Here is a 13181-nt window from a genome sequence, read left to right as displayed (position 1 = left end):
CACGATGAAGCGCCGACTCAGCACCGTACTCGCCCTCGCGCTGTCACTCACCGTGATCGCGTCGCTGCCCACTTCGGCGCAGGCCGCCGAACGGCAGCAGCTCGTTCCCGGCTACGGCTCGTACGCGCGGCTCATCCGCCTGGAGCATTCCGCCATCGGCCGTGACCGTATCCTCGCGTCGCTGACCAGCGAAGACGCGAGCGGCAAGTTCACCCCGATCATGGAAAGCACCGACGAGGGCCAGAGCTTTCACAAGATCGGCGAGGTCCGCGACCGCGACGGCCGCACCGGCATGTGCTGCGGAACGCTGTACGAGCTGCCGCAGCGGGTCGGCAGGCTGCGCGCGGGCACTCTGCTGTGGGCAGCGAGTTACCGTCAGGACGCCGGGCCGCAGCGGCGGATCGGCATCAAGATCTGGCACAGCCGCGACGCGGGCCGCAACTGGGCCTTCCTGTCCGAGGCCGCGCGCTCGCACAACCACGACGGCGTCTGGGAGCCGGAGTTCGTCATCGACGCGGGCGGCACACTGTGGCTGCACTACGCCGACGAGACCGAGGCGCCGCAGTTCGCGCAAGTGATGAACCGGGTCGCGTCCACCGACGGGGTGCACTGGGGCACCAAGCAGCGCACGATGGCCATCCCGCCCCATCGGGTCCGGCCGGGGATGCCGATCATCCGGCGCCTCCCCGACGGCCGGTACTACCTGGCGTACGAGATCTGCAACTACGGCAACCGCTACTGCGACCCCTACTTCAAGATCTCCTCCGACGGCGCCAACTGGGGCGACCCGCTCGACCCCGGGACCCGCGTCAACACCGTTAGCGGCAACTACTTCCAGCACGCCCAGACGGTCACGCTGTTCCCCGGCGGCCCGAACGGGGTGCGGCTGGTGATGGTCGGGCAGATCTACACCGACGCCGCCGGCGTCCCGCAGGAAAAGAACGGCAAGGTCCTGCTCGCCAACGACAACTTCGGCGCCGGGCACTGGTACGAACTGTCCGCGCCGGTCCATGTCGTCGGCATCCACGACAACTTCTGCCCCAACTACAGCTCGACGCTGCTGCCGGTCGACGGCGGCAAGAACGTGTTGCAGATCTCCACCGAGCACAACCTCGGCTGCAAGGCCTATTTCGCGAAGGGTCCGGCGTTCTGATCCACCCGGTAGGGTGAGTCGCAGGTCGGACGATTACGAAGCGGGGGCGCTGGATGAAGGGCATCGTGCTGGCGGGGGGCAGCGGGACGCGGCTGCATCCCATCACCCAGGCCATCTCGAAACAGCTGTTGCCGGTCTACGACAAACCGATGATCTACTACCCGATCTCGGTGCTGATGTTCGCCGGGATCCGCGAGATCCTGATCATCTCGACCCCCGCCGACCTGCCGAACTTCCGCAAGCTCCTCGGTGACGGCAGCCAGTTCGGGCTCAGCTTCAGCTACGCCGAGCAGGCCGCGCCCAACGGGCTGGCCGAGGCGTTCGTCATCGGCGCGGACTTCGTCGGCGACGACGAAGTGGCGCTCGTGCTCGGTGACAACATTTTCTACGGCCAGGGTTTCTCCAGCAGGCTGCGAGCCGCCGCCACCGCGCTCGACGGCTGTGTGCTGTTCGGCTACCCGGTGAAGGATCCGCAGCGCTATGGCGTCGGCGAGATCGACGCCGACGGCAAACTCCTCTCCATCGAGGAGAAGCCCGAGAAGCCGAAGTCGAACAAGGCCATCACCGGCCTGTACTTCTACGACAACCAGGTCCTCGAGATCGCCCGAGACCTCAAGCCCTCCCCGCGAGGCGAGCTCGAGATCACCGACATCAACCTCGCCTACCTGCGACAGGACCGTGCGACCCTGGTCGACCTGGGTCGCGGGTTCGCCTGGCTCGACACCGGCACGCACGACTCGCTGCTGGAAGCGGGCCAGTTCGTGCAGGTTCTCGAACACCGGACGGGCGTCCGGATCGCCTGTCTCGAGGAGGTCGCGCTGCGGATGAACTTCATCGACGCGGACGAGTGCTTCGCGCTCGGCGCGAAGCTCGCGAAGTCCGGCTACGGTGAATACCTCATGAACGTCGCGCGCACGCAAGGCGCTACTGGCTGAACAGGTGCTCCCGCAGGGTGTCGCCGGTGTAGCCGGTCCGGAAGACACCCCGCTCCTGGAGATACGGGACGACGTCGTCGACGAACGCTTCCAGTCCGCCAGGGGTCAGGTGCGGCACCAGCACGAAGCCGTCGGCGGCGTCGCTCTGGACGTACTCGTCGATCGATTCGGCGACCTGACGGGCGGTGCCGACGAATTGCTGGCGTGCGGTCACCTCGATGACCAGTTCGCGGATCGAGAGCTTCTTCTCCTCCGCGATCGCCCGCCATTTCGCGGCCACAGCCAGTGGATCCTTCTCGTGCCGGACGCGGCCCCAGGTGAGCGGTTCGGCGTCGGGGTCCGGGTCGACCTCGGGCAGCGGGCCGTCGGCGTCGTAGGCGGAGAGGTCGCGGCTCCAGACCTGTTCGAGGAACTGGATCGCGGTCACCGGGCGCACCTGCTGGTAGCGGATCTCGCGGGCGTACTCGTGCGCGTCCTCCTCCGTGTCGCCGAGGACGAACGTCGCGGCGGGCATGATCAGCAGCTCGCCGGGCTCGCGGCCGTGGGCGGGCAGCCGTCGCTTGACGTCGGCGAAGAACTCCTTGCCGCTCTCCAGCGAACCGTGGCGGCTGAAGATGACGTCGGCGGTCTTGGCGGCGAATTCCCTTCCCTCGTCGGAATCCCCTGCCTGGATGACGATCGGCTGGCCCTGCGGCGTCCTCGGGACGGTGAACTCGCCGCGGATGTCGAACTGCGGTCCACTGTGGACGAAGCGGTCGATGCCGTGCGCGAAGACGCCGCTCTCCTTGTCCCCCACCAGCGCGTCGGGCGCCCAGCTGTCCCAGAGTTCGCGCACGGTGGCGAGGAATTCCTCGGCGCGACGGTAGCGGTCTTCGCGGTCGAGGAAGCCGCCCCGCCGGAAGTTCTGTCCCGTCCAGGCGTCCGGTGAGGTGACGACGTTCCACGCGGCGCGACCGCCGGAGAGGTGATCGATGCTCGCGACCTGGCGAGCGACCTCGTACGGCTCGTTGAAGGTCGAGGACAGCGTTCCCGCGAGGCCGAGGCGGGTGGTGACCGCGGAGAGCGCGGCCAGCACGGTGGTGGTGTTCGGCCGCCCGACGACGTCGGAGTCGAGGATCTCGCCCGCGTGCTCGCGCAGGCGCAGGCCTTCGGCGAGGAACAGGAAGTCGAATTTGCCCCGCTCGGCCGTGCGCGCGAGGTGTTCGAAGGAGGAAAAGTCGATTTGGCTACCCGAACGCGGGTCGCTCCACACGGTCGTGTTGTTGACGCCGGGGAAGTGTGCGGCGAGTTTGACCTGCTTGGGCATCTGTCACGCCTCCGCGTACTGGTTGGCGGCGGCCCCGAGGCCGAGGTGGTCGCGCAGGGTGGTGCCGGGGTAGTTCTGCCGGAACAGTCCCGCGGCCTGGAGCGCGGGGACGGTCTCGGCGGCGAAGAGCGCCAGGTCGTCGGGGAGGACGGCGGGCCTGATGTGGAAGCCGTCGAGGTAGCCCGCGTCGGCGAGGCGGGGCAGTTCAGCGGCGAGGTCGGCGGGGGTGCCGGTGAAACTCAAGCCCGGCGGAAAGGGTGCGTAGGCCTCCAGCGCGTGGCGGCGGGCGATGGCCGCCTGCTCGGTCTCGGCGAGCACGATGGACAGTCCGGCCAGGAGCTTGGCGTCCGGGAAGCGCTCGCGGGCGCCGCGGACCTCGTCGACCAGGACGACGTCGGCGCCGTGCGCGTACGGCGAATCGCCGTACACCGCGACGACGGGGTGGCCCTGCGGCGGGCGCGGCGTGATCGACGGCCCCTTGACGCTGAAGAAGCGGCCTTCGAAGTCGACGTAGTGCAATCTCTTGCGGTCGATGAAGCGGCCGGTGGCCTCGTCGCGGATGATGGCGCCGTCCTCCCAGCTGTCCCAGAGGCGCGCGATGACGTCGACGACCTCGGCGTTCTCCGCTTCGGCGTCCGCCTCGGACGGCAGGGTGCGCCTGCCGAAGTGCGCGACCTCGGCTTCGGTGCGCGAAGGCACCGCGAGGACACCGGCACGGCCGCGGCTCGCGAAGTCGAGTGAAGCGACGGCCGTCGAGATGTGGAACGGCTCGGTGTGCGTGGTGGTGACGGTGGGGACGAGACCGATCCCGCTGGTCAGCGGGGCTATCGCGGCGAACGTCAACAGCGCGTCGAGCCTGCCCCGGACGACCTCTTCACCGCCTGGCTGGAGTGTGAGGGTGTCGTCGAGGGTGACGAAGTCGAGCGAAGCCGCTTCGGCGAGCTTCGCGTGCGTTAGGTAGTGGGCGGCGGTGAACAAGGCGGCCGGGCGGACCTCGGAAACCCTCCAGGCGGCCGGGTGGTGGCCTGCCCCGTCGAGCGCGACCCCGAGGTGCAACTGCTGTGCGGAACCCATGCCCGGGGAACTCCCCCGCCCATCCCTCGATTCCCTCTCCCACGAGGTGAGACGCGCGCGTTTAGCGGGCTAAACGCGATCCGCGCGTGTACGGGGCGGCAGGGCGCGCCCAAGGTCACTTTAAGGCGTTGAGCGCCTCCAATGCCGCATTGGGGACATCGGCCTCGCGTCGCCCGCGTAGGGGTCGGAGCCGGATCGCGTTTAGCCCGCTAACTGCGCTCCGGAGGCCGACCTGCGTTTAGCCCCCTAATCGTGATCCCGAGGACGCGTCACGATTAGCCCGCTAACTGCGCTCCGGAGGCGACCTGCGTTTAGCCCCCTAATCGCGATCCCGAGGCGCGTCACGATTAGCCCGCTAAACGCGACCCCGAGGGCACGTCACGTTTAGGGGGCTAAACGCGAAACGGCGGGGGTCAGAAGGGGCGGCGGGCCATTTCCTCGAGGCGGCGGATGCGTTCGGCCATGGGCGGGTGGGTCGAGAAGAGCTTCGAGAGGCCCTCGCCCGGGCGGAACGGGTTCGCGATCATGAGGTGCGACTGCGACACGAGCTTCGGCTCCGGCACGAGCGGCGTCGCGCGCGTCCCCCTGTCGAGTTTCCGCAGCGCCGACGCCAGCCCGAGCGGGTCGCCGGTCAGTTCCGCGCCCGACGCGTCGGCCTGGTACTCCCGCGACCGGCTCACCCCGAGCTTCACGACGGCGGCCGCGATCGGCCCGATCAGCACCAGCAGCAACGCGACCAGGGGGCTGTCGCCCTCCTCGCGGTTGCCGCCGCCGAAGACGCTGGTGAACATCGCGATGTTGGCGATCACGCTGACCACGCTCGCCAGCGCACCCGCGACACAGGAAATGAGGATGTCGCGGTTGTAGACATGGGACAGCTCGTGCCCCAGCACGGCCCGCAGTTCGCGTTCGTCGAGCAGGCCGAGGATGCCGGTGGTGCAGCAGACCGCCGCGTGCCGGGGGCTGCGGCCGGTGGCGAACGCGTTCGGGGCCTGGGTGGGGCTGATGTAGAGCCTCGGCACCGGCTGACGCGCGGTGGTCGCCAGCTCCCGCACGATCCGGTACATCGCCGGCTGCTCGGCCTCGGAGACCGGCCGGGCGCGCATGGCCCGCAGCGCCAGCTTGCCGGAGTTGAAATAGGCGTAGGCGTTGACCCCGAGCGCCACCAGCAGCCCGATGACCAGCGCACCACGCCCGAAGAACCCACTGATCCCGACGATGAGCGCGGACAGCACGCCGAGCAGGACGACGGTCTTCAGCCCGTTTTGGTGTTTGTGCACGGCGTCCTGCTCCTTTCTTTCTCCGGGCGTTCGGACGAGGGGAGGTTACTCATCGGAAACAACGCGATCGGGGGACGCTGAGTTCCTTCGCCCGGACGGACCGAGGATTATCGTCGAGCCACGGAACGATCATCGGGAGGCGCCTGTGCGAGGACCCGAAGTGAGCCGCCGAGCCCTGCTCACGCTGGCCGCGGCAGGCGCTTCCGCGGTCGCCTTCGCCCCGGCGGCCAGAGCCGAGAAGGTCCTTGTTGTCGAGGTCGGGGGCGCTCCGGAGGCGATCGCGGTGAATTCCGTCACCGGCTTCGCCTACGTCTCGGACCCGTCCACCGGCACGATCGTCGTGCTCGACTCGCGGTCCGGCACCGTCGGCGCGGTCATCCCTGTGGGCGGCGAACCCGCCGGACTGGCGGTGGACACCGTGACCAACCGGGTCTTCGTCACCAACCCGCCCGCCGGGACCGTCCTCGTCGTCGACGGGCTGACCAACGACGTCGTCAGTGTGATCCCCGCCGGGCCGGGGGCGTCCAGTGTCGACGTCGACGAGCAGGCGAACCGCATCTACGCGGTCAGCGACCTCACCGGGATACTCGCCGTCCTCGACGGCGTGGGCTGCCGCCTGCTGAAACTGCACCCGGGGCCCACCTCCGGCCTGTCCTCGATCGCGGTGGACGGTGGCCGCAAACTCGCGCACTGCACCAGCACCAGCACGGACTCGCTGGAGATCTTCGACATCGGCGCGGAGAAGTTCACCGGCGGCGTCAAGGTCGGCCAGTCACCGACCGGGGCCAGCGTGCACCAGGGGACCGGCACGGTGTTCGTCGCGAATTCGGCGATCCACCATCTGTCCGTTGTGGACACGAGCGCGCGCGAGGAGAAGGCGACGGTGCTGCTGCGCTCGGAATCGTCGGCCGTCGCGATCCACCAGGGCACGAACACCGTGTACTCCAACGGAGGTCCCAACGGCATCGCCCGGATCGACGGCGTGACGAACCTGCTCACCGGCGACCTGTCACTCGGGGTGAACCCTGGCGCGGTCGCGGTCGACCAGCGCGCCAAAACGGTGTACGTGACGGATCCCTTGCGTGGCAGGGTTTCCTTGATCAAGGATTTCTGAGCCGGACCTGACGACACTCGCCCCTACCGCCGTCCGCGGGCATGATGGCGGGGTGAGCGAGTACGAATTGCGCGGCGGGCTGCAACCGGACGTGTCGGCGGTGGCCGCCGTACTGGCACACCACGGTGTCGAAGGGCCGGACGGGAAGGCGCCCAGTGAGGCGTTGATCTTCGCCGTGTCCGGCGGGATCGGGGCGGGCTACATCCTGTGGGACTTCGCGCACGAGACGATGTCGACGATCGTGTTCGGCTTCCGTGCGCGCTGGCAGTACCCGCAGGAATGGTTGAAGTCCACAGTGGACCGTCTTGGCCTGCGGACGGACGTCCACACCACCGGCGGCAAACGCGCCGCCGCGAAACGGCTCACCGCCGACCTCGAAGCGGGGCGGCCGGTGCTCGTCCTCCCCGACCGCGAGTCGCTCGGTTACTGGCATCTGCCGCCGGAGATGTCCGGTGGTGGCGGGCATTTCGTCGTCGCGTACGGCGAAGTGGACGGCCAGGTGCTCGTCGACGACCGGAATCTCGCCCCGCTGACGGTCGACCGGAAGACGTTCGACGCCGCGCGCGGCCGGGTCGGCTCGTACAAGAACCTGCTCGTGACGCCTCAGCCCGGCGAGGTCGCCGACTGGCGGGCGGCCGTGCGCGGCGGGCTGACGGACTGCGCGCGGAATCTCTCGGCGCCGTCGAAGTCGTTCTCACTGCCCGCCTGGGGGCGCTGGGCGAAGGCGATGACCGACGAACGCGACCCCAAGGGCTGGCCACGCGCGTTCGGCGAGCGGCGCGGGCTCGTCGGGGCGTTGCTCAACGTGTGGGAGAGCGTCACCCCGGCCGGGATGGAGGGCGGGCATCTGCGCGGGCTGTTCGCCGACGCGCTCACCGAGGCCTCCGGACTGCTCGATCTCCCCGCCCTGGGTGACCAGGCCTCGACCTGGCGCGGGATCGCCGAACGCTGGGCCGAACTGGCCGAGACCGCCGTTCCGGCTTCGAACGCGGAGTTCGCCTGGGTTCGCGGCCTGGTCAGCACGGTTTCGGCGGGCGTCCGCGAGGGCGACGCGGGGCAGGACACGGCCGCCGCGGCGGCCGGGGAGATGTGGAAACTCCGCGCGCACTACAACGACGAGATGCCGTTCACCGACGTCGAGGTCGGTGACCTGTTCGCCGCGATAGGCACGCTGATCCGGGACATCCACACCGCCGAGAGCACCGCGATCCGCGAACTCTCCGAAGCCCTGATGGAGTGAACCCGGTCTGATCGCGAAGCACACCGCCCGACGGCGGCCCCCACCGCCCGCTGAAAAAGGTTTTCAACCGTTTATGCCCCATTTCCCGCAACACCGGAAACGGCTGGTCCGTTTAGCGGCTGATCATCACGCTTTTCGGCCGGTACCTTCGAAAGACCTCTCCCCTGCAGAGATCCCCGGAGGTATTTCATGCCACGGTCGAAGTCTCTCCGCCTTCTCGCGCCCCTGGTCGGCGCCCTTATGCTGACGAGCGGGGTCGCCGTCGCCGCCCCTGCCGAAGGCGACCCCCAGTTCATCCGCCTGGCCAGCAGGACCTTCGATCCACTCAGCCAGCGGACGGCCACGAGTCAGGACTGGAAGGGCGCCTACCTGCTTCAGGTCCGGGGTGCGCTGACCGATGTACAGCGCGGGCACTTGCGCGCACTCGGCGTGCGAATCGGGACCTACATTCCCGACTTCGCCTACGTGGTCCGGCTGAAGCCGGAGAACAGGGAATCGGTCACGAAAGCGAATTTCGTCCGCTGGCTCGGCGAATACCGGCCGGACGACAAGGTGGAGATCTCACCGGCCTCGACCGGCAGCCATCTGGTGACGCTGGTCGAATCCGACGCGCGGGACCAGCGCTTGGTCGCCGAGCGGATCCTGCGGCTCGGCGGCGGCATCGAGGCGGTCTCGCAGAGCGGGCAGCACATCGTCGCGAAGCTCGGCGCCGGCCAGGTCGCCGCCGTGGCCCAGGGTGCCGAGGTGCTCGCCGTCGGCGCGATCACCGCCCCCGGGACCGACATGGCGAACGCGCGGGAAAACAGCGGCGCGAACTACATCGAGAGTGTCGGCGGCTACCGCGGCCAGGGCGTGCGCGGTGAGGTGATGGACGGTGGGCTGCGCACCACTCACCAGGAGTTCAAGGCCCGGCCGACCGTGCTGCACGGCTCGAACTCGACAGACACCAGCCACGGCACTTCGACGTACGGCCAGATCTTCGCCTCCGGCGTGAGCGCGCCGCAACGCGGCCTGCTGCCCGAAGGCCAGGGCATCTTCGCCACCTACAGCAAACCGGACCGCTACGCCCACACCAAGGAACTGGTCGACCCGGCCGGCAAGTACCGCGCGGTGTTCCAGAGCAACAGCTGGGGCAGCGGGCTGACGACGGCGTACAACTCGGTTTCGGCCGAGCTCGACCGCATCGTCTTCGACCATGACCTGCTGATCTGCCAGTCGCAGAGCAACGCGGGGAGCCAGCGGTCACGGCCGCAGGCCTGGTCGAAGAACGTGCTGTCGGTCGGCGGGCAGTACCACTACAACACCCTCGGCCGCACCGACGACAAGTGGAACGGCGGCGCCAGCATCGGCCCGGCCGCCGACGGGCGGATCAAACCGGAACTGTCGAACTACTACGACCGGATCGACACGACGTCGTCCGCCCACGACACCTCGTACACCACGTCGTTCGGCGGCACGAGCGGCGCCACCCCGATCACCTGCGGAAACGCCGGCCTGCTGTTCCAGATGTGGGCCGACGGCGTCTTCGACGGCGCCCCCGGCAAGGGCCGCGACGTCTTCACCAGCCGCCCGCACGCCGCGACCGCGAAGGCACTGCTGATCAACGGCGCCGACCAGTTCGCGTTCACCGGCACCTCGCACGACCTGACCCGGACGCACCAGGGCTGGGGCACCGCGAACGTGCGGTACCTGCACGAACAGGCCAAGGCGAACGGGTGGAAACTGCCGGTGGTGGTCAACGAGACGGATCTGCTGGGCACCGGGCAGGCCAAGAAGTACACAGTCGCGGTGAACGGGTCCAAGCAGTTCAAGGCGACGCTGGCCTACACCGACCCGGCGGGCTCGCCGAGCGCGTCGGTCACCAGGGTCAACGACCTGACGCTGAAGGTCACCGCGCCGGACGGGACCGTGTACTACGGCAACAACGGGTTGAAGGCGGGCAACTTCTCGACCGCCGGCGGGTCGCCGAACACCGTCGACACGGTGGAGAACGTCATCCTCGAGAAGCCGGCCGCGGGTACCTGGACGGTGGAGGTCCTGGCGACACAGGTGAACGCCGACGGGCACCCGGAGACCTCGGCGACCGATGCGGACTACGCGTTGGTGGTTTCCTGACGGTGTGAGGGGCGCCACTGGCGGTGGCGTCCGGAGCTTTGCGCGTGAAGGCCCCCTTCCCGGCTGAGCCGAGGGAAGGGGGCCTTCACGTACTTCGACCTCGAGCGCCGCGCTCCGGGGGCCCCTTACCCGCGCCCGGATGGCGGAGACCGCCGCGCAGATGGCCGAGACGGCAGGTTTCGGTTGGGAGACAGAAGCACGAGAGCTTTGAAAGGCATGTAACGAGGCGACCCGGGGTGCCGACGTCTGGGATACGTGACGCGAGCCTAGGAGCCTTTCGATGACCACCTGCCGACTCTGCGGCTCGGCCCATCTCGCCAGTGTCGTCGACCTCGGGGCGACGCCGCCGTGCGAGCGATTCCTGACCGCGGAGCAGCTCGGGGAACCGGAGCCGACCTACCCTCTGCACCTGCGGGTCTGCACCGAATGTTGGCTCGCCCAGATCCCGCCCCTGATCACCCCGGAAGAGACGTTCACCGAGTACGCGTACTTCTCGTCGTATTCCGCCTCCTGGGTCGAACACGCCAAGACGTTCGTCGACGGCGCTGTCGAGCGGCTTGGGCTGGATGATTCCTCGTTCGTCGTCGAGGTCGCCAGCAACGACGGCTACCTGCTCAAACACGTTGTGGCACAGCAGATCCGCTGTCTCGGCGTGGAACCTTCGGTGAACGTGGGCCAAGCCGCGCGTGACGCCGGGGTGCCGACGAAGACCGCCTTCCTCAGTCCCGAGAGCGGAAGCGAAGTCCGCGAGGAGCACGGCCCCGCCGACCTCGTCGTGGCGAACAACGTTTACGCGCACATTCCGGACATCATCGGCTTCACCCACGGGCTCCGCGCCCTCGTCGCCGATGACGGCTGGGTCAGCATCGAGGTCCAGCATCTGCTGACGCTGATCCAGGACAACCAGTACGACACGATCTACCACGAGCATTTCCAGTACTACACGGTCGAATCCGCGCGCCGGGCCCTTTCGCGGGGCGGATTGTCCGTTGTGGACGTCGAACTCCTGCCCACCCACGGTGGTTCCATCCGGCTGTGGGCACGTCCGGACGCCGTCGCGGGTGAGCCGAGTGAGCGGATGACGCGGATCCTCGACGCCGAAAAGGCGGCCGGACTGCACGAAATGTCCGGCTACACCGAATTCTCCGAGCGGGTCACCAAGGTCCGGCTCGACCTGAACAAGTTCCTCACCGACGCGGCGCTCGAAGGCAAGACCGTCGTCGGCTACGGCGCTCCCGGCAAGGGCAACACGCTGCTGAACCACTGCGGCATCCGGCCGGACGTACTGCGGTACACCGTCGATCGCAATCCGTACAAGCACGGCCGGTTCACCCCCGGCACCCGAATCCCCATCCTCCCGCCGGAGCGCATCGAGGCGGACCGGCCCGACTACGTGCTCGTCCTCCCGTGGAATCTCCGGGAGGAACTGACCGCCCAATTGTCCTTTGTCGGCGATTGGGGCGGAAAACTGGTCTTCCCCATCCCGCACCTGGAAATCGTCGAGGTGAAGTCGTGAAGGTAGTCCTCTTCTGTGGCGGCTACGGCATGCGGATGCGCAACGGTGACGCGTCCGACGTGCCGAAGCCGATGGCCATGGTCGGCCCGAGACCCCTGATCTGGCACGTGATGCGCTATTACGCGCATTTCGGTCACACCGAGTTCATTCTCTGCCTCGGTTACGGCGCGCACCACATCAAGGAATTCTTCCTCAATTACCAGGAGACCGCCTCCAACGATTTCGTCTTGCGCAACGGCAAGGCGGAACTGCTGTCGACGGACATCGCGGACTGGTCGATCTCGTTCGTGCAGACCGGTCTCGAATCGGCCATCGGCGAGCGGCTTCGCCGGGTGCGCCCGTTCCTCGAAGGCGACGAGATGTTCCTCGCCAACTACGCCGACGTCCTCACCGACGCCCCGCTGCCGGAGATGATCGAGCGGTTCTCGGCCTCCGACGCCGGCGCGTCGATGATGGTCGTGCCGCCGCAGTCGTCGTTCCACTGCGTCGAAATGGGCGAGGACGGCCGGATCGGCGCGCTGACCCCGGTCAGCGAGATGCCGCTGTGGGAGAACGGCGGATACTTCGTGCTGCGCCAGGAGGTCTTCGACCACATCCCCGAGGGCGGCGACCTGGTGGCCGACGGCTGCGGCGAACTCGCGAAACGGGGCAAGCTGCTCGCGTACCCGTACCGCGGGTTCTGGAAGCCGACCGACACCGTCAAGGAACGCGTCCAGCTGGACGACGCCTACGCGCACGGTGACCGCCCGTGGGCGCGGTGGGAACGCGAACCCGCGACGGCGAGCATGGCGTGATCGCTCTCGGTACCGGCGGGATCGAGCGGATCGTCGCGCTCGGCGCGCATTGTGACGACATCGCCATCGGGGCGGGCGGCAGTTTGTTGACCCTTTGCGACCAAAATCCGGGTGTCCGGGTCGACGTGCTCGTCCTGTCCGGCGGCGGCACCGAACGGGAGGCCGAGGAGCGTGCCGCGCTCGCGGCCTTCTGCCGGGGCGCCGACGTCGAGGTCACCGTGCTCAAACTGCCCGACGGCCGGTTCCCCGCGCACTGGGAAGAGGCCAAGAACGGGCTGGAGGAACTGCGCCGCCGCACCGACCCGGACCTCGTCCTCTCGCCGCGCACGGCCGACGCGCATCAGGACCACCGCGGGCTGGCGACGCTGGTGCCGACGGTGTTCCGCACCCATCTCCAGCTGGAGTACGAGATCGCCAAATGGGACGGTGACCTCGGCAAGGCATGCGCGTACGTCCCGCTTTCGGCCGAACGGGCCGAGGAGAAGGTCCGCCTGTTGCAGGAGCATTACGCCTCGCAGCGACACCGTCCTTGGTACGACCGGGAAGCCTTCCTCGGCCTCGCCCGCATTCGCGGTATCGAATGCGGGCAGCGCTATGCGGAGGCCTTCGACCTCAAGAAACTCACGCTCGACCTCTCCTCGAAAGGCTGAAAGC

At 68.3% G+C, this 13181-nt stretch carries 11 protein-coding genes; 8 read left to right on the top strand and 3 right to left on the bottom strand.

All coding sequences use genetic code 11. From position 1 onward, the window contains the following. The first annotated feature begins 4 nt into the window (after positions 1-4). Both BS329_RS28815 and rfbA read left to right on the top strand, forming a co-directional pair. Positions 5-1153: a sialidase family protein gene (locus tag BS329_RS28815; protein ID WP_076164340.1), complete on the top strand. Its 1149-nt coding sequence runs from the start codon at positions 5-7 to the stop codon at positions 1151-1153. 53 nt (positions 1154-1206) lie between these two features. Continuing rightward, positions 1207-2088 (top strand): glucose-1-phosphate thymidylyltransferase RfbA, encoded by an 882-nt coding sequence (gene rfbA / locus BS329_RS28810; RefSeq protein ID WP_076164339.1) that lies wholly within the window; start codon positions 1207-1209, stop codon positions 2086-2088. On the opposite strand, the gene BS329_RS28805 is transcribed toward rfbA, so the two are convergent. From BS329_RS28805 to htpX, 3 genes are all read right to left on the bottom strand, one after another. Beyond that, complete coding sequence (locus BS329_RS28805; RefSeq protein ID WP_076164338.1) at positions 2078-3394, bottom strand: NtaA/DmoA family FMN-dependent monooxygenase; 1317 nt, start codon at positions 3392-3394, stop codon at positions 2078-2080. The two genes, rfbA and BS329_RS28805, sit on opposite strands and share 11 nt — an antisense overlap. 3 nt (positions 3395-3397) lie before the next feature. Next, positions 3398-4468, bottom strand: coding sequence for an LLM class flavin-dependent oxidoreductase (locus BS329_RS28800; RefSeq protein WP_076164337.1), 1071 nt, complete (start codon positions 4466-4468; stop codon positions 3398-3400). Positions 4469-4881: 413 nt separating this feature from the next. Then, entirely contained in the window at positions 4882-5748 is an 867-nt protein-coding gene (gene htpX, locus BS329_RS28795) for a zinc metalloprotease HtpX (RefSeq protein ID WP_076164336.1), read from the bottom strand. Between the two features lie 145 nt (positions 5749-5893). On the opposite strand from htpX, the gene BS329_RS28790 reads away from it, so the two are divergent. The 6 genes from BS329_RS28790 (at position 5894) to BS329_RS28765 (ending at position 13177) form a co-directional block, all read left to right on the top strand. Further along, positions 5894-6862 carry a YncE family protein gene (locus BS329_RS28790; RefSeq protein WP_076164335.1) on the top strand — a complete coding sequence of 323 codons (969 nt, stop codon included), beginning with the start codon at positions 5894-5896 and terminating at the stop codon, positions 6860-6862. Positions 6863-6914: 52 nt separating this feature from the next. Beyond that, positions 6915-8102, top strand: a complete 1188-nt coding sequence (locus tag BS329_RS28785) for a BtrH N-terminal domain-containing protein (RefSeq protein WP_076164334.1) — start codon at positions 6915-6917, stop codon at positions 8100-8102. Positions 8103-8342: 240 nt separating this feature from the next. Next, positions 8343-10217, top strand: a complete 1875-nt coding sequence (locus tag BS329_RS28780) for a S8 family serine peptidase (protein WP_244197322.1) — start codon at positions 8343-8345, stop codon at positions 10215-10217. Between the two features lie 280 nt (positions 10218-10497). Beyond that, positions 10498-11733, top strand: coding sequence for a class I SAM-dependent methyltransferase (locus BS329_RS28775; RefSeq protein ID WP_076164332.1), 1236 nt, complete (start codon positions 10498-10500; stop codon positions 11731-11733). Next, positions 11730-12527 (top strand): sugar phosphate nucleotidyltransferase, encoded by a 798-nt coding sequence (locus tag BS329_RS28770; protein ID WP_076164331.1) that lies wholly within the window; start codon positions 11730-11732, stop codon positions 12525-12527. Before BS329_RS28775 ends, BS329_RS28770 begins: the two co-directional genes overlap by 4 nt. Beyond that, positions 12524-13177, top strand: coding sequence for a PIG-L deacetylase family protein (locus BS329_RS28765; protein ID WP_076164515.1), 654 nt, complete (start codon positions 12524-12526; stop codon positions 13175-13177). The genes BS329_RS28770 and BS329_RS28765 overlap by 4 nt, the downstream gene beginning before the upstream one ends. Positions 13178-13181 lie beyond the last annotated feature (4 nt).

The organism is Amycolatopsis coloradensis, assembly GCF_001953865.1.
GTDB classification, from domain to species: Bacteria; Actinomycetota; Actinomycetes; order Mycobacteriales; family Pseudonocardiaceae; genus Amycolatopsis; species Amycolatopsis coloradensis.
The sequence above is the reverse complement of the archived record's forward strand: the minus strand, read 5'-3'. Positions and strand labels throughout refer to the sequence as shown.

Coding starts and splice junctions, on each gene's coding strand:
- BS329_RS28815 (WP_076164340.1), top strand. CDS start 5: ATGAAGCGCCGACTCAGCACCGTACTCGCCCTCGCGCTGTCACTCACC.
- rfbA (WP_076164339.1), top strand. CDS start 1,207: ATGAAGGGCATCGTGCTGGCGGGGGGCAGCGGGACGCGGCTGCATCCC.
- BS329_RS28805 (WP_076164338.1), bottom strand. CDS start 3,394: ATGCCCAAGCAGGTCAAACTCGCCGCACACTTCCCCGGCGTCAACAAC.
- BS329_RS28800 (WP_076164337.1), bottom strand. CDS start 4,468: ATGGGTTCCGCACAGCAGTTGCACCTCGGGGTCGCGCTCGACGGGGCA.
- BS329_RS28780 (WP_244197322.1), top strand. CDS start 8,343: ATGCTGACGAGCGGGGTCGCCGTCGCCGCCCCTGCCGAAGGCGACCCC.
- BS329_RS28775 (WP_076164332.1), top strand. CDS start 10,498: ATGACCACCTGCCGACTCTGCGGCTCGGCCCATCTCGCCAGTGTCGTC.